The organism is Streptomyces sp. NPDC028419, from assembly GCF_055565515.1.
On sequence record NZ_JBVHUE010000023.1, the window covers coordinates 1 to 15,974 of the forward strand.

At 71.2% G+C, this 15,974-nt stretch carries 15 protein-coding genes; 8 read left to right on the forward strand and 7 right to left on the reverse strand.

The genetic code is table 11. The features are described from left to right. Positions 1-112 precede the first annotated feature (112 nt). From ACZ4UB_RS25120 to ACZ4UB_RS25135, 4 genes are all read right to left on the reverse strand, one after another. Positions 113-1,237 (reverse strand): GuaB3 family IMP dehydrogenase-related protein, encoded by a 1,125-nt coding sequence (locus ACZ4UB_RS25120; RefSeq protein WP_330332076.1) that lies wholly within the window; start codon positions 1,235-1,237, stop codon positions 113-115. A 162-nt stretch (positions 1,238-1,399) separates the two neighbouring features. After that, positions 1,400-2,905: an IMP dehydrogenase gene (guaB, locus tag ACZ4UB_RS25125; RefSeq protein ID WP_468073379.1), complete on the reverse strand. Its 1,506-nt coding sequence runs from the start codon at positions 2,903-2,905 to the stop codon at positions 1,400-1,402. Between the two features lie 176 nt (positions 2,906-3,081). Further along, the gene (locus ACZ4UB_RS25130) at positions 3,082-3,711 is read right to left on the reverse strand and encodes a sigma-70 family RNA polymerase sigma factor (protein ID WP_330332074.1); all 630 of its coding nucleotides are present in this window, start codon (positions 3,709-3,711) and stop codon (positions 3,082-3,084) included. 359 nt (positions 3,712-4,070) lie between these two features. Then, entirely contained in the window at positions 4,071-4,682 is a 612-nt protein-coding gene (locus tag ACZ4UB_RS25135) for a response regulator transcription factor (protein WP_003948568.1), read from the reverse strand. 379 nt (positions 4,683-5,061) lie between these two features. Between ACZ4UB_RS25135 and ACZ4UB_RS25140 the strand changes: the two genes are divergently transcribed. After that, the gene (locus tag ACZ4UB_RS25140; protein WP_354383041.1) at positions 5,062-5,403 is read left to right on the forward strand and encodes a WhiB family transcriptional regulator; all 342 of its coding nucleotides are present in this window, start codon (positions 5,062-5,064) and stop codon (positions 5,401-5,403) included. 158 nt (positions 5,404-5,561) lie between these two features. On the opposite strand, the gene ACZ4UB_RS25145 is transcribed toward ACZ4UB_RS25140, so the two are convergent. After that, on the reverse strand, positions 5,562-6,467 hold the full coding sequence (locus ACZ4UB_RS25145; protein ID WP_468073381.1) for a LysR family transcriptional regulator: 906 nt from the start codon (positions 6,465-6,467) through the stop codon (positions 5,562-5,564). A gap of 79 nt (positions 6,468-6,546) precedes the next feature. Here ACZ4UB_RS25145 and ACZ4UB_RS25150 point away from each other — a divergent pair, with 79 nt between their 5' ends. The 3 genes from ACZ4UB_RS25150 to ACZ4UB_RS25160 all read left to right on the forward strand — a co-directional run bounded on the left by ACZ4UB_RS25150 (position 6,547) and on the right by ACZ4UB_RS25160 (position 8,845). Beyond that, complete coding sequence (locus ACZ4UB_RS25150) at positions 6,547-7,236, forward strand: MOSC domain-containing protein (RefSeq protein ID WP_468073383.1); 690 nt, start codon at positions 6,547-6,549, stop codon at positions 7,234-7,236. A gap of 70 nt (positions 7,237-7,306) precedes the next feature. Further along, on the forward strand, positions 7,307-8,080 hold the full coding sequence (locus ACZ4UB_RS25155) for an SDR family NAD(P)-dependent oxidoreductase (RefSeq protein ID WP_468073385.1): 774 nt from the start codon (positions 7,307-7,309) through the stop codon (positions 8,078-8,080). Between the two features lie 75 nt (positions 8,081-8,155). Beyond that, positions 8,156-8,845, forward strand: coding sequence for an ester cyclase (locus ACZ4UB_RS25160; protein ID WP_468073387.1), 690 nt, complete (start codon positions 8,156-8,158; stop codon positions 8,843-8,845). An 88-nt stretch (positions 8,846-8,933) separates the two neighbouring features. On the opposite strand, the gene groL is transcribed toward ACZ4UB_RS25160, so the two are convergent. Next, a complete protein-coding gene (groL, locus tag ACZ4UB_RS25165; RefSeq protein ID WP_468073389.1) occupies positions 8,934-10,559 on the reverse strand; it encodes a chaperonin GroEL in 1,626 nt (541 codons plus the stop codon). A 133-nt stretch (positions 10,560-10,692) separates the two neighbouring features. Next, a complete protein-coding gene (gene groES / locus ACZ4UB_RS25170; RefSeq protein WP_008739621.1) occupies positions 10,693-11,001 on the reverse strand; it encodes a co-chaperone GroES in 309 nt (102 codons plus the stop codon). 222 nt (positions 11,002-11,223) lie between these two features. Here groES and ACZ4UB_RS25175 point away from each other — a divergent pair, with 222 nt between their 5' ends. From ACZ4UB_RS25175 to ACZ4UB_RS25190, 4 genes are all read left to right on the forward strand, one after another. Continuing rightward, positions 11,224-11,916 (forward strand): response regulator transcription factor, encoded by a 693-nt coding sequence (locus tag ACZ4UB_RS25175; RefSeq protein WP_354383035.1) that lies wholly within the window; start codon positions 11,224-11,226, stop codon positions 11,914-11,916. Then, positions 11,909-13,270, forward strand: coding sequence for a sensor histidine kinase (locus tag ACZ4UB_RS25180; RefSeq protein WP_468073392.1), 1,362 nt, complete (start codon positions 11,909-11,911; stop codon positions 13,268-13,270). Before ACZ4UB_RS25175 ends, ACZ4UB_RS25180 begins: the two co-directional genes overlap by 8 nt. A gap of 83 nt (positions 13,271-13,353) precedes the next feature. Then, positions 13,354-14,586 (forward strand): LCP family protein, encoded by a 1,233-nt coding sequence (locus ACZ4UB_RS25185; protein ID WP_468073394.1) that lies wholly within the window; start codon positions 13,354-13,356, stop codon positions 14,584-14,586. Beyond that, a complete protein-coding gene (locus ACZ4UB_RS25190) occupies positions 14,574-15,962 on the forward strand; it encodes an FtsW/RodA/SpoVE family cell cycle protein (protein WP_468073396.1) in 1,389 nt (462 codons plus the stop codon). The genes ACZ4UB_RS25185 and ACZ4UB_RS25190 overlap by 13 nt, the downstream gene beginning before the upstream one ends. Positions 15,963-15,974 lie beyond the last annotated feature (12 nt).

A 15,974-nucleotide genomic window follows, 5' to 3' on the forward strand; every position in this document is an offset into this window, starting at 1 on the left:
TCCTTGTTTCCGTTCCTCGGGTTCCCCCCCCCCCCCCCCCACACCCCCCCACCCCCCCCCCCCCCCCCCCCCCCCCCCCCCCCCCCCCCCCCGCGGCGTTCGGTCCGCGATGTCAGCGGCGGTGCTGGGAGTCCGCGACGGTGACCTCGACGCGCTGGAATTCCTTCAGCTCGCTGTAGCCCGTGGTGGCCATCGAGCGGCGCAGGGCGCCGAAGATGTTCATCGAACCGTCCGGGGAGTGCGACGGGCCGGTGAGGATCTCCTCGGTGGTGCCGACGGTGCCCAGGTCGACCTTCTTGCCGCGCGGCACGTCCTCGTGGACGGCCTCCATGCCCCAGTGGTGGCCCTTGCCGGGCGCGTCCGTGGCACGGGCGAGCGGGGAGCCCATCATGACCGCGTCGGCGCCGCAGGCGACGGCCTTCGGGATGTCACCGGACCAGCCCACGCCGCCGTCGGCGATGACGTGCACGTAGCGGCCGCCGGACTCGTCCATGTAGTCGCGGCGGGCCGCGGCCACGTCGGCGACGGCGGTCGCCATCGGGACCTGGATGCCCAGCACGTTGCGGGTGGTGTGCGCGGCGCCGCCGCCGAAGCCCACCAGCACGCCGGCCGCGCCGGTGCGCATCAGGTGCAGGGCCGCGGTGTAGGTGGCGCAGCCGCCGACGATCACCGGGACGTCCAGCTCGTAGATGAACTGCTTCAGGTTCAGCGGTTCGGCGGCGCCGGAGACGTGCTCGGCGGAGACCGTGGTGCCGCGGATCACGAAGATGTCGACGCCCGCGTCCACGACCGCCTTGGAGAACTCGGCGGTGCGCTGCGGGGAGAGCGCGGCGGCGGTGACCACACCGGAGTCGCGCACCTCCTTGATGCGCTGCTTGATCAGGTCGGCCTGGATCGGCGCCTGGTAGATCTCCTGGAGGCGGCGGGTGGCCGACTCCTCGTCCAGCGCGGCGATCTCGTCGAGCAGCGGCTGCGGGTCCTCGTACCGGGTCCACAGACCCTCGAGGTTCAGCACACCCAGACCGCCCAGCTCGCCGATGCGGATGGCGGTCTGCGGGGAGACCACCGAGTCCATCGGAGCGGCCAGGAACGGAAGCTCGAAGCGGTAGGCGTCGATCTGCCAGGCGATCGAGACCTCCTTCGGGTCTCGCGTACGGCGGCTGGGGACGATGGCGATGTCATCGAACGCGTACGCCCTGCGGCCGCGCTTGCCGCGCCCGATCTCGATCTCAGTCACGTGTGGTGGCCTTTCCTCTGGGTCTGCCCGTCCAGTATCCCCGACGGGCGGCGGGCCGCGTTTCGGTGACCGCTGTACGGACGGCGGACGGGCACGCTACGGGCGCACGGCAAGGGGGCGGGTCCGCCGCGCGGACCCGCCCCCAGCACGCTGTCGCCCCGCTCAGCCCTTGCGGGAGTAGTTCGGCGCTTCCACGGTCATCTGGATGTCGTGCGGGTGGCTCTCCTTGAGCCCCGCCGAGGTGATCCGGACGAAACGGCCCCGGTCCTGGAGCTCCGGCACCGTGCGGCCGCCGACGTAGAACATCGACTGGCGCAGGCCGCCGACCAGCTGGTGCACGACGGCGGAGAGCGGGCCGCGGTACGGCACCTGCCCCTCGATGCCCTCGGGGATCAGCTTGTCGTCGCCGCCGACGCCCTCCTGGAAGTAGCGGTCCTTGGAGAAGGACTTGCGGTCGCCGCGGGACTGCATCGCGCCGAGCGAGCCCATGCCGCGGTACGACTTGAACTGCTTGCCGTTGATGAAGAGCAGCTCGCCCGGGGACTCCTCGCAGCCGGCGAGCAGCGAACCGAGCATCACCGTGTCGGCGCCCGCGACCAGGGCCTTCGCGATGTCGCCGGAGTACTGCAGGCCGCCGTCGCCGATGACCGGGACGCCCGCGGCCTTGGCGGCGAGGGAGGCCTCGTAGATCGCGGTGACCTGCGGGACGCCGATGCCGGCGACCACGCGGGTGGTGCAGATCGAGCCGGGGCCGACGCCGACCTTGATGCCGTCGCAGCCGGCGTCGATGAGCGCCTGGGCGCCGTCGCGGGTGGCGATGTTGCCGCCGATGACGTCGACCGTCGAGTTCGACTTGATCTTGGAGACCATGTCGCCGACGAGGCGGGAGTGGCCGTGGGCGGTGTCGACGACGATGAAGTCGGCGCCCGCCTCGATCAGGGCCTGGGCGCGCTCGTAGGCGTCGCCCGCGACGCCGACGGCCGCGCCGACCAGCAGGCGACCGTCCTTGTCCTTGGCGGCGTTCGGGTACTTCTCGGCCTTGACGAAGTCCTTGACCGTGATGAGGCCCTTGAGGATGCCCGCCTCGTCGACCAGCGGAAGCTTCTCGATCTTGTGGCGGCGCAGCAGCTCCATGGCGTCGACGCCGCTGATGCCGACCTTGCCGGTGACCAGCGGCATCGGGGTCATGACCTCGCGCACCTGGCGGGCGCGGTCCGACTCGAAGGCCATGTCGCGGTTGGTGACGATGCCGAGCAGCTTGCCCGCCGGGTCCGTGACCGGGACGCCGCTGATGCGGAACTTCGCGCACAGCTCGTCGGCCTCGCGCAGGGTCGCGTCGGGGTGCACCGTGATCGGGTCGGTGACCATGCCGGACTCGGAGCGCTTGACCAGGTCCACCTGATTGGCCTGGTCGGCGATGGAGAGGTTGCGGTGCAGCACGCCGACGCCGCCCTGGCGGGCCATGGCGATGGCCATGCGGGACTCGGTGACCTTGTCCATCGCGGCGGACAGCAGCGGGACGTTGACCCGCACGTTCCGCGAAATGAGGGAGGAGGTGTCGATCTGGTCAGGCGCCATGTCCGACACGCCCGGCAGGAGCAGCACATCGTCGTAAGTGAGCCCCAGCGTGGCGAATTTGTCGGGCACTCCATCGGCGTTGACAGTCATGACACCTTCCCAGATGGTCTTGCTCAGCGCGGATGTCCATGCTAACGGGATCCCGGGGCGTCTCATTCCACGACCAAGATCGACGGAAAGATTCGTAGCTTCCTACGGACTTTTCATCGAGCTTAGGGCGGGGCGCCGCGGCGGTCTACGGGAACGACGCGGGAGCGCCCGGCGCCCTACTGCTCGGCGAGGGCGCGCAGCCTGCTGAGCGCGCGGTGCTGGGCGACGCGGACCGCACCCGGGGACATCCCGAGCATCTGGCCGGTTTCCTCCGCCGTCAGCCCGACGGCCACCCGCAGCACCAGCAGCTCGCGCTGGTTCTCGGGCAGATTGGCCAGCAGCTTCTTGGCCCAGGCCGCGTCGCTGCTGAGCAGCGCCCGCTCCTCGGGGCCGAGCGAGTCGTCCGGCCGCTCCGGCATCTCGTCGGAGGGCACGGCCGTGCTGCCGGGGTGCCGCATGGCGGCCCGCTGCAGGTCGGCGACCTTGTGCGCGGCGATCGCGAAGACGAACGCCTCGAAGGGCCGGCCGGTGTCGCGGTAGCGCGGCAGCGCCATCAGGACGGCGACGCAGACCTCCTGCGCCAGGTCCTCGACGAAGTGGCGGGCATCACCGGGCAGCCGCGAGAGCCGGGTGCGGCAGTAGCGGATGGCGAGGGGGTGCACGAAGGCGAGCAGGTCGTGGGTGGCCTGGCCGTCGCCCTCGACGGCACGGCGTACGAGCGCGCCGACGGCCCCGGCGCTGCCGCCATTGGCGGTGCCGGTCGGGCCCGTGGCCGCGGTGGACCCCTCGGCCTCGTCGTCGCGCATCAATCCATGGTGCCTTGGCGCCGGAGCGTTCGCGCCGCCACGGCCCGTGTTGTGCATCGAAGCGTTATGAGCGGGTGCACCTGAAGTCATTGCCCGTGCCCTCCCCTCCCGCTCGGCCGAATGGTCCCGGTCCCCGAGGCCACAGCTCCGAAAGCGCGGCCACACCATCAAGGATGCGGCATCGCGCCCGAAGCGACACGTCCCCCGGATTGTGCCTCGCGAATCCCGGGTCCGCACCGCATGCGACTCGACCCGATCGCGCGACCCCGATCGGTGCGGCGCCTCGCGCCCCGCGCTGACGGGCGGGGCGCGACCGGGGACGTACCGACGGGACCGGGCCGGAGGACGGCTGACAGCTGCTAGCGGACCAGGCCCCAGCGGAAGCCGAGTGCCACCGCGTGCGCGCGGTCCGAGGCGCCGAGCTTCTTGAACAGCCTGCGGGCGTGGGTCTTGACCGTGTCCTCGGAGAGGAAGAGCTCGCGCCCGATCTCCGCGTTGGACCGGCCGTGGCTCATGCCCTCCAGGACCTGGATCTCGCGCGCGGTGAGCGTGGGCGCGGCGCCCATCTCGGCCGAGCGCAGCCGCCGGGGGGCGAGCCGCCAGGTCGGGTCGGCGAGCGCCTGGGTGACCGTGGCCCGCAGTTCGGCGCGCGAGGCGTCCTTGTGCAGATAGCCCCGGGCGCCGGCGGCGACCGCGAGGGCCACCCCGTCCAGGTCCTCGGCGACCGTCAGCATGATGATGCGGGCGCCCGGGTCGGCCGAGAGCAGCCGTCGGACGGTCTCGACACCGCCCAGGCCCGGCATCCGTACATCCATCAGAATCAGATCGGAGCGGTCGGCACCCCAGCGGCGGAGGACTTCCTCGCCGTTGGCAGCCGTCGTCACACGCTCGACGCCGGGCACGGTGGCAACCGCACGACGGAGCGCCTCTCGGGCAAGCGGGGAGTCGTCGCAGACGAGGACGGATGTCATGACCGCCCTCCGCAGCTGCTGATGCGCGTCACCTTGAGCCTCCAGGCTGGTACGTATCGTCACCGTTGCGGTCGATGCTCCCGGACACCTGTCCGAGAACTTCTTGGTTCAACCGCCTTCACACTCTCAACGACGGTCACTCGAAAGAGTTACGGGTCGGACGGACACCTTCGGCACTCTACGTGAGGTACCGAACACGGCGTGGGAGCCACGAGCCGCGTGTCCTCCATCTGGAGCTATGCCCTATTTGGCGGCTTTCCTTCCGTTTGGCATGTGTCTGAGGCTAGATTCCCAATGAGTCATATTTACATCTACTACGACAGTAGATGTGGAGACATGGACCACACCCGCCTCAGTACCGGCACCAAGAGGACTACCCATGGCAGATTTCTCCCGCCTCCCCGGACCGAACGCCGACCTGTGGGACTGGCAGCTGCTCGCCGCCTGCCGCGGGGTCGACAGCTCCCTCTTCTTCCACCCGGAAGGCGAGCGGGGCGCGGCCAGGAGCGCGCGCGAGACCTCGGCTAAAGAGGTCTGCATGCGATGCCCGGTGCGTTCGGAATGCGCAGCGCACGCACTCGCCGTCCGCGAGCCCTACGGGGTGTGGGGCGGCCTGACCGAGGACGAACGCGAAGAGCTGATGGGGCGGGCCCGGCACCGCCTCATCCCGGCCACCAGCGTGACGGGGGCCGCCGTGACGGGGCCGACCGTCAGGCACTGAGTCACCCCTCCGAACCACCCCGGTCCACCTGGACCGGAGGAAACGCCCGAAGGAACGTTTCTTCGATTTCGTGGATTCCGTCGGGGGTCCGCCGACCGCCGTCGGCACGACCGCCATCACCGGGCCGTCACCCGTCCGGGCGTACGACCGTACGACCGTCAGCGGGTGGCGGCCCGCTCCAACTGGTCCAGGGTCGCCGCCACCGCGGGGACCCGGGCCAGGTCCGCCAGCGTGAGCGCCACGACCTCCCGCTCCACGGCCGGCTCCAGCACCAGCGCGGCCACGCCCTTGGCCCGTACGGACTCCACCGCCAGCTCGGGCAGCACCGCCACGCCCAGCCCCGCGCCCACCAGGCCGACCACGGCCGGGTAGTCGTCGGTGGCGAAGTCGATCCGCGGGGTGAATCCCGCGGCCTCGCAGACCTCGACCAGATGGCGGCGACAGCGCGGGCAGCCCGCGATCCAGGGCTCCTCGGCCAGTTCCGCCATGCCCACCCGGGCCGCGCCCGCCAGCCGGTGCCCCTCGGGCACCAGCCCGACCAGCCGGTCCGTGAGCAGCGGGCGGACGACCAGGTCGTCCCACTCGGCCGCCGTCCCGTCCGGCGCGGCGCCCGCGTAGCGGAAGGCCAGCGCCACGTCGCAGTCGCCCTCGCGCAGCATCTCCACCGAGCGCGGCGGCTCCGCCTCGACCAGCGAGATCCGGGTGCCGGGGTGCTCGGCGCGCATCGCGGCCAGCGCGGTCGGCACCAGCGTGGAGCTGCCGCTGGGGAAGGAGACCAGCCGGACCCGGCCCGCGCGCAGGCCGGCGATGGCCGCGACCTCCTCCTCGGCCGCGGTCAGCCCGGCGAGGATGCCCGCCGCGTGGCGCACCAGCGCCTCCCCCGCCTGGGTCAGCCGCGTCTCGCGGCCGGCCCGGATGAGCAGGGGGGTGCCCGCGGACTGTTCCAGTGCCTTCATCTGCTGGGAGACGGCGGGCTGGGTACAGCCCAGTTCGCGGGCGGCGGCGGAGAAGGAACCCGTACCGGCCACGGCGCGCAGGACTCGGAGATGACGTGCCTCGATCACCCTCCGAGCATAAGCCTTGCTTTGGAGCCGCCGCCAATAATCATGGACGGCTTTGAGGGTGCTCGGTTAGCGTGCCCCCATGGAGCTGATATCCCTCAATGTGGGCCGCGCGGCGGTCGTCGACTACACCGACGCCGAGGGCGGCCTGACCGGCAGCGACAAGCGGCCGGTGGCCGGGCCGCTGCGCGTCTTCGCGCCCGGCCCCAAGGGCACCGGCGCCAGCGGGGTCGAGGGCGACGCCGTCTGCGACCTGCGCCACCACGGCGGCGAGCACCAGGCGGTCTACGCGTACGCGCGCGAGGACCTGGACTGGTGGGAGGGCGAGTTGGGCCGGACGCTGCCCGGCGGGATCTTCGGCGAGAACTTCACCACCGCGGGGCTCGACGTCACCGGTGCGCGGGTGGGCGAGCGGTGGCGGGTCGGCGCGGACCTGGTCCTCGAAGTGGCCTCCGCCCGGATCCCGTGCCGGACCTTCCAGGGGTTCCTGGAGGAGGAGAGCTGGGTCAAGCGCTTCACCCGGGAGGTCCGCCCGGGCGCGTACCTGCGGGTGATCGAGGAGGGCTCGGTCTCCCCGGGCGACCCGATCGAGGTCGTCCACCGGCCGGACCACGAGGTGAGCGTCGGCTTCTGGTTCCGCGCCTTCACCACCGAGCGCGCGCTGCTCCCGCGGGCGCTGGCGGCGGGTGACGCGCTGGAGCCCAAGGCGCGGGACGCGATCCGCGCGTACGTGGCGAAGTACGGCACCGGGGCCGGCGGCGCGCGGGTCTGACGGGCCCCACGGCCGGCGCCGGCGCCGGGCACCCGGTGGACATTCGCGGTCGCGGCGCTAGGTTGCGCCTATGACGACTGCGTTGATCACAGGATCCACGGCGGGCATCGGCGCCGCCTTCGCCCGCAAGCTCGCCGCCCAGGGGCACAACCTGGTGTTGGTGGCGCGCGACACCAAGCGACTCGGCGAGCAGGCGACCGAGCTGCACGACCGGCACGGCATCGAGGCCGAGGTGCTGAGCGCCGACCTCTCCACGGAGGAGGGCATCACGGCGGTCGAGCAGCGCTTGGCCGACCTCAAGCACCCGGTGGACCTGCTGGTCAACAACGCGGGCTTCGGCAACAAGGGCCGGTACCTGGAGGTACCGATGGCCGACGAGCTGACCATGATCAAGGTGCACATCGAGGCCGTCCTGCGGCTGACCTCGGCGGCGACCGCGTCGATGCGCACGCGCGGCCGCGGCGGCGTGGTCAACGTGGCCTCGGTGGCCGCCTTCCTGCCGCGCGGGACGTACGGGGCGAGCAAGGCCTGGGTCGTGCAGTTCACCCAGGGCGCGGCGAAGGACCTGGCGGACTCCGGGGTCCGGCTGATGGCCCTGTGCCCGGGCTTCGTCCGTACGGAATTCCACGAGCGGGCCGGGATGGGCACCGACAACATCCCCAACTGGATGTGGCTGGACGCGGACAAACTGGTCGCCGAAGCGCTGGCCGACCTGGCGCGCGGGCGGACGGTGTCGATCCCGGACCCCCGCTACAAGGCGCTGATGAGCGTGGTGAAGCTGGCCCCGCGCGGGCTCCTGGGTGGGGTGTCCTCGCGTACGGGCCGCAAGTACGGCCCCCAGTGACTGGCGGGTAAACCACCCAATTAGCGCAATCCTCCTTAAACTGGACGTGTCCCGTTCCCGCTGGGAGGCGACGCGATGACATTCGTACAGGTAATCGATTACGAGACGAAGCGGTTCGACGAGATGAACGCACTCATCGACCGCTACGCGGAACAGACCGCCGGCAGGCGCACGGTCACCCACACCCTGATCGGCAGGGACCGCGACTCGGGCACCCACTACGTGGACCTGGTCGAATTCCCCTCCTACGAGGAGGCCATGAGGAACTCTCAACTCCCGGAGACGGACCGGATGTTCCAGGAGATGGTGGCCCTCTGCGACGGCATGCCCAAGTTCATGAACCTCGACGTGGTGCGCGACGAGTACCTCAACAAGCTCGTCGCGAACCGGATCTTCGAGGACGTCGCCGTCAAGGGCGACTTCGACGTCATCGACGAGTGCGTGGCGGTCGGCTTCATCAGTCACGACATGATGGACACCGAGGGCCTGGGCAACGGCCGGGACGGCATGCGCCGCACGATCGGCATGTGGCGCGACGCCTTCGACTTCACCTTCGACAGGACGCGCCAGATCGCCGAGGGGGACTGCGTCACCACCCTGTGGGACTGGCGCGGCACCCACCGCGGCGAGTTCATGGGGATCGCACCGACCGGCAAGGACGTCACGATGTCGGGTTGTACGACGATCCGGCTCGAGAACGGTCAGATCGCGGAGGACTGGTGGTACTACGACGCACCGGGACTGATGCGCCAGCTGGGCATGTGAGACGGAGAAAGCCCCGTTCCGACGGAACGGGGCTTTCCCATGTGCCCGTGGGCGGGCGCGCCGGCGGACCGGCGCGCTACCGACCAGGTCAGTGGCTGTGGCCGTGGCCGCCGTGACCGGCGTCGCCCTCGTCCTCGGCCGGCTTCTCGACGACCAGGGTCTCGGTCGTGAGCAGCAGGGAGGCGATGGAGGCGGCGTTCTCCAGGGCGGAGCGGGTGACCTTGACCGGGTCGATGACGCCGGCCTTGACCAGGTCGCCGTACTCGCCGGTGGCGGCGTTGAAGCCCTGGCCCTTGTCGAGCTCGGCGACCTTCGCGGTGATGACGTAGCCCTCGAGGCCCGCGTTCTCCGCGATCCAGCGCAGCGGCTCGACGGCGGCGCGGCGGACGACCGCGACACCGGTGGCCTCGTCGCCGGTCAGGCCGAGGTTGCCCTCCAGGACCTTGACGGCGTGGACGAGCGCGGAGCCACCGCCGGAGACGATGCCCTCCTCGACCGCGGCGCGGGTCGCCGAGATGGCGTCCTCGAGGCGGTGCTTCTTCTCCTTGAGCTCCACCTCGGTGGCGGCGCCGACCTTGATGACGCAGACGCCACCGGCGAGCTTCGCCAGGCGCTCCTGCAGCTTCTCGCGGTCCCAGTCCGAGTCCGTGGACTCGATCTCGGCCTTGATCTGGTTGACGCGGCCCAGGACGTCGTCGTGGCTGCCGCCACCGTCGACGATGACCGTGTCGTCCTTGGTGATCGTGACGCGGCGGGCGGAGCCCAGCACGTCCAGACCGGCCTGGTCGAGCTTGAGGCCGACCTCTTCGGCGATGACGGTGGCGCCGGTGAGGGCGGCCATGTCCTGGAGCATCGCCTTGCGGCGGTCACCGAAGCCGGGGGCCTTGACGGCCACGGCGTTGAAGGTGCCACGGATCTTGTTGACGACGAGGGTGGAGAGCGCCTCGCCCTCGACGTCCTCGGCGATGATCAGCAGCGGCTTGGAGGCGCCCGCCTGGATGACCTTCTCCAGCAGCGGCAGCAGGTCCTGGATGGACGAGATCTTGCCCTGGTTGATCAGGATGTAGGGGTCCTCGAGGACGGCCTCCATACGCTCCTGGTCGGACACCATGTACGGGGAGAGGTAGCCCTTGTCGAAGGCCATGCCCTCGGTGAACTCCAGCTCCAGGCCGAAGGTGTTGGACTCCTCGACGGTGATGACACCGTCCTTGCCGACCTTGTCCATCGCCTCGGCGATGAGCTCGCCGACCTGGGCGTCCTGCGCGGAGAGCGCGGCCACGGCGGCGATGTCGGACTTGTCCTCGATCGGGCGGGCGGTCTCCAGCAGCTCGGCGGAGACGGCCTTGACCGCCGCGTCGATGCCCTTCTTCAGGGCGGCCGGGGAGGCGCCGGCGGCGACGTTGCGCAGACCCTCGCGGACCAGCGCCTGGGCCAGCACGGTGGCGGTGGTGGTGCCGTCACCCGCGATGTCGTTGGTCTTGGTCGCCACCTCCTTCACCAGCTGGGCGCCCAGGTTCTCGTACGGGTCGTCGAGCTCGACCTCACGCGCGATGGTGACACCGTCGTTGGTGATGGTGGGGGCGCCGAACTTCTTGTCGATGACGACGTTGCGGCCCTTGGGGCCGATCGTCACCTTGACCGTGTCGGCAAGCTTGTTGACGCCGCGCTCCAGAGCGCGACGGGCGTCCTCGTCAAACTTAAGAATCTTCGGCATGGGAGCGGTTCAGCCCTCTCGTTGCGATCCCCGGCCGCTCACCGCGACCGCCTTGAACGAACTACGCCCCTCGCCGCCCGGCATCAGCAGGGGTGACCAGGGGCGTAGCTCAAAGCAAAACTGGAGAAGTGACTTACTTCTCGACGATCGCGAGCACGTCGCGGGCCGAGAGGACGAGGTACTCCTCGCCGTTGTACTTCACTTCGGTGCCGCCGTACTTGCTGTACAGGACGACGTCGCCGACGGTGACGTCCAGCGGAAGACGCTGGCCGTCCTCGAAGCGACCCGGACCCACGGCGAGGACGACGCCCTCCTGGGGCTTCTCCTTCGCGGTGTCCGGGATGACCAGGCCGGAAGCCGTGGTCTGCTCGGCGTCGAGCGGCTGGACCACGATGCGGTCCTCAAGCGGCTTGATGGCAACCTTGGAGCTGGTGGTCGTCACGATCCGGTCTCCCCCTTCGGAGATCTCACGGGGTTAACTGTTTTTGGGGTGGCGACCAGGTGGTTCCGTCGTCGCGGGTGCCGGACCTGCCTGTCGCTGTGTTGGCACTCACCAGTGGCGAGTGCCAGGCCCGAGACTATTCCGGCGATTAGCACTCGGTCAAGCGGAGTGCCAATTTCTCGCGTCCGGTGTTGTCCCGGCCCGGTGTGTGACGCTTGGGACGTGCGCATTCTCGTGGTCGAAGACGAAGAGGGGCTGGCCGAGTCCCTGCGGCGCGGCCTGTCCGCCGAGGGCCACTGGGTCGAGGTCGCGCACGACGGCCACCGCGGCCTGGAGCTCGCGCTCAGCGGCGGCCCCTACGACGTGGTCCTGCTGGACCTGATGCTGCCCGGACTCAGCGGGTACGAGATCTGCACGCGGATGCGCGCCCACGGCGACGCCACCCCGGTGCTGATGCTCACCGCCAAGGACGGCGAGTACGACGAGGCCGAGGGCCTGGACTCCGGCGCCGACGACTACCTGACCAAGCCGTTCTCCTTCGTCGTCCTGGGCGCCCGCGTCCGGGCGCTGGCCCGGCGGGCCGGGGCGCCCGGGCGCTCCACCACCCTCCAGGCCGGCGACCTCTTCCTCGACCCCGAGGCCCGCCGCTGCCGCCGGGGCACCCAGGACATCGAGCTGACCGCCCGCGAGTTGGGCGTGCTGGCCTGCCTGATGGAGCACCCGGGACGGGCCGTGGCCAAGCAGGAGATCCTGGACGAGGTCTGGCGCTCCCCCGGCGGCTCCGCGGACATCGACCCGAACATCGTCGAGGTGTACGTCTCCTCGCTGCGCAAGAAGATCGACGCCCCCTTCGGGCGCCGCTCCATCCGCACCGTCCACGGCACCGGCTACCGGATGGCCCCCGACGGTGGTTAGCAGCGTCCGGGCCCGCGCGGCCCTCGCCGCCGCGCTCGCGATGACGGCCGTCCTGGCCGTGGGCGGGATCTGGCTCTACGGCCTGCTGCGCGCCAACCTCATGGACAACACCAACGGCCGCACCGAGCTGGCCGCCCGCAAGGTGGCGGCCCAGCTCGACACCCGGACCCTGCCCGCGGGGCGGCTGCCGGCCCCCGAGAGCGGGGTGGACCTGGTGCTCGTCCTCGACTCGGCGGGCGCGGTGACCGCCGCCAGCGGGGATCCGGGGCGACTGCCCGCCGAGCTGGCGGGGCTGCGCCCGGCCGCCGGGGCGGATTCGCGCGCGACCGTCCTGCCGCCGCCCGCCCCCGGGAGCGGTGAGCGGCGCGCGGTGGTCGTGGTCCGCTCCCCCGGGCCGGCCGGGGCCGGCGCGGCCGGGGCGCCGCACTACGTCTACGCGATGACCGTCCTCGGGGACGTGGACGGCGCCACCCGTTCCGTCGCCTACGGGATGCTGGGCGGCGCGCCCCCGCTGATCGCCTTCGCCGCCGCGCTCGCCTGGTGGGTGGCGGGGCTCGCGCTGCGCCCGGTCACCGCGATCGGCGACGCCCTGGCCTCGGTCACCGCGAGCGAGCTGGACCGGCGGGTGCCCGATCCGGGCGGGGCGGACGAGATCGCGCGCCTGGCCCGGACCGTGAACGACACCCTGGACCGGCTGGAGCGCTCGGACGCGCGCCAGCGCCAGTTCACCGCCGACGCCTCGCACGAGCTGCGCAATCCGCTGGCCGCCGTGCGGTCCCGGCTGGAGGTGGCGCTGGAGGAGCCCGACCGGAAGTCGGTCGCGGCCGCCCTGGCCGACACCGAGCGGCTCCAGCGGATCGCGGCCGACCTGCTGCTGCTGGCCCGGCTCGACGGGCGGCCGGCGCCGCGCACCGAACCGGTGGACCTGGCGCTGCTGGCCGCGGAGGACGCGGCCCGCCGGCGCGCGCCGCGGGTGCGGCTGCGGGTGGTCGCGGGGGCGCCCGTACCGGCGGTCGGGGATCCGGCGCGGCTGGAGCGGGCGCTGGCCAACCTGGTGGACAACGCGCTGCGGCACGCCCGTACCGAGGTGGTCGTACGGGCGTACGCGCGCGGTGGCTGGAACGTGCTGGAGGTCACCGACGACGGTCCGGGGATCCCGGAGGCGGACCGGGACCGGGTCTTCGAGCGGTTCGTCCGGCTGGACCCGGACCGGGGCCGGGCCAGCGGCGGCACCGGGCTGGGCCTGGCCATCGCCCGGGAGGTCGCCCGCTCGCACGGCGGCGAGGTGAGCGCGGCGGCCCCCGCGGAGGGCGGCGGGGCGCGCCTGGTGCTGCGGCTGCCGGCCGGGTCCTGACGCCGGGTCCTGACGCCGGGTCCTGAAAGGGTCTTCAGGACCCTCAGGTTTCCTTCAGCGAGCTGCCCCCAGCATCGGATGGCATGAGTGCGCATCGCAGGAAGACGGGTCAGGGCGCCCGGGGGGCACGGGGGCCGCACCGGCGGATCGGGCGCGCGCTGCTGGTCACCGGCTGCGCGCTGGCCGTGCTGGCGGGGGCCACGGGCTGGTACCTCTACGACGACCTGGCGGGCAGCATCGGCAGCTCCAAGGCGTTGAAGGGCGCCGAGAAGTCGCAGGCCGGGGACCTGAACATCCTGTTGATGGGGCTGGACAGCCGCCGGGACCAGAACGGCGAGCCGCTGCCCGACTCGGTCCTCGACAAGCTGCACGCCGGCAGTTCCGACATCGGCGGCTACAACACGAACACCCTGATCCTCCTGCACGTGCCCGCCGACGGCGGCAAGGCGAAGGCCTTCTCCATCCCGCGCGACGACTTCGTGACGATGCACGGGGTGCCCGGGGACACGGGCAAGCAGAAGATCAAGGAGGCCTACGGGCGGGCGAAGGCGAAGCGCGAGGAGCAGTTGTCCGGCCAGGGGGTCAAGGACAGCCGGCAGCTGGAGCGGGAGGGGCGCGAGGCGGGGCGCAAGGCCTCGCTGGACACGGTGCGGGCCTTCCTGGGCGTGCCGATCGACCACTTCGCCGAGTTGAACCTGGCCGGTTTCTACCACGTGGCGGACGCGCTGGGCGGCGTACCGGTGTGTCTGAACAAGGCGGTCAAGGACAAGAACTCCGGCGCTGACTTCCCGGCCGGGCGGCAGACCCTGAACGGGCAGCAGTCCCTGGCCTTCGTGCGCCAGCGGATGGGTCTGGACGGGGGCGACCTGGACCGGACGCGGCGCCAGCAGGCGTTCCTGGCCGGGGCGACGAAGAAACTGAACGACGCGGGGACCTTTACGGATCCGGTGAAACTACTCAAGCTGATCAACACGGCCAAGCAGGACGTGGTGACCGACGAGGGCTGGGACCTGATGTCCTTCGTGAAGCAGGCGAAGAACCTGTCCGGCGGCAATGTGGAATTCACGACACTGCCGATCGAGAGGTTCGGAAGCAACCATGGGACCGACATCAACGTCGTAGACGATATGAAGATAAAGCGCCTCATTGCCGAGCAGATAGGGCCCAGGGCGACCGCGAGCCCGAGTGCACCGGGTGGCGCTGCCTCGTCACCGGGTGCCGGGAGCTCGGGCTCGACCCCGCCGGCCGCGCCCCCGCCGACCACGGACGAGAGGAAGCCCGCCATCGACGGCGGCGGCATCCCGTGCGTGGACTGAACGCGAGTACGACGTCGGGCGCCCGCCGTCGTACGGAAGCCCTGCTGCTGGTCCTGGTCGTCGTCATCACCGTCTTCGGACACGCGAGCGCGAACCTGGCGATGAACGGCGAGCTGCCCGCCAACCTCACCGGCTTCGCGATCAGCATGACGCTGCTCTCGCTGGTGGGGCACCTCGGCGTGCGCCGGTTCGCCGCCTACGCCGATCCGCTGATCCTGCCGCTGGCGATGCTGCTGACCGGGCTGGGGCTGGTGCTGCTGCACCGGCTGGACCAGGCGTACCTGGAGCGGTACAACTCCCCGGCGGTCGCGCAGGGCCAGCTGGTGTGGTCGGTGATCGGCGTCGCGGCCTGTCTGGGGGTGGTGGCGCTGCTGCGCGACCACCGGCTGCTCCAGCGCTTCATCTACATCACGATGGTCGTCTCGCTGGTGCTGCTCATCGCGCCGGCGTTCTTCGGCGCGGACAAGTACGGCGCCAAGCGCTGGATCATCCTCTTCGGGATGTCGCTCCAGCCCGGCGAGTTCGTGAAGATCATGATCGCGGTGTTCTTCGCGGGCTACCTGGTGCTGCACCGCGACACCCTGGCCCTGGCCGGCCGCAAGTTCCTGGGCATGCGGCTGCCGCCGATGCGCCAGCTCGGCCCGATCATCACGGTGTGGCTGGTCTCGCTGCTGGTGCTGGTCTTCGAGCGCGACCTCGGCACCTCGCTGATCTTCTTCGGCGTCTTCGTGGTGATGCTCTACGTCGCCACCGAGCGCACCAGCTGGATCGTCTGCGGCGGCCTCATGGCGGCTGTCGGCGCCTTCGTCGTGGGCTCGACCGAGCCGCACGTGAAGGGCCGTGTCGCCGCCTGGCTGGACCCGCTGTCGTACTACCAGAACCCGCGGCCGCCGGGCATCACCTCCGACCAGTCGGCGCAGGCGCTGTTCAGCTTCGGCACGGGCGGGGTCTCGGGGACCGGGCTGGGCATGGGCCATCCCGAGCTGATCAGCTTCGCGGGGCGCAGCGACTTCATCCTGACCACGGTCGGCGAGGAGCTGGGCCTGGCCGGGGTGATGGCGGTGCTGCTCATCTACGGGCTGCTGGCCCAGCGGGGGCTGCGGATGGCGCTCGGCGCCCGCGACCCCTTCGGCAAGCTGCTGGCGGTCGGTCTGGCGTCCGCGCTGGCGCTCCAGGTGTTCGTGGTGGCGGGCGGGGTGACCGGGCTGATCCCGCTCACCGGCAAGGCGCTGCCGTTCCTGGCGAGCGGCGGTTCGTCGCTGCTGGCCAACTGGATCATGATCGGGCTGCTGATCCGGATCAGCGACAGCGCGGAACGCCAGCGGGAGGCGGACTCCCGGCCGATGTCGGAGCCACCGGCCACGTTGGCGGCGTAGCTCCTCGGTCGG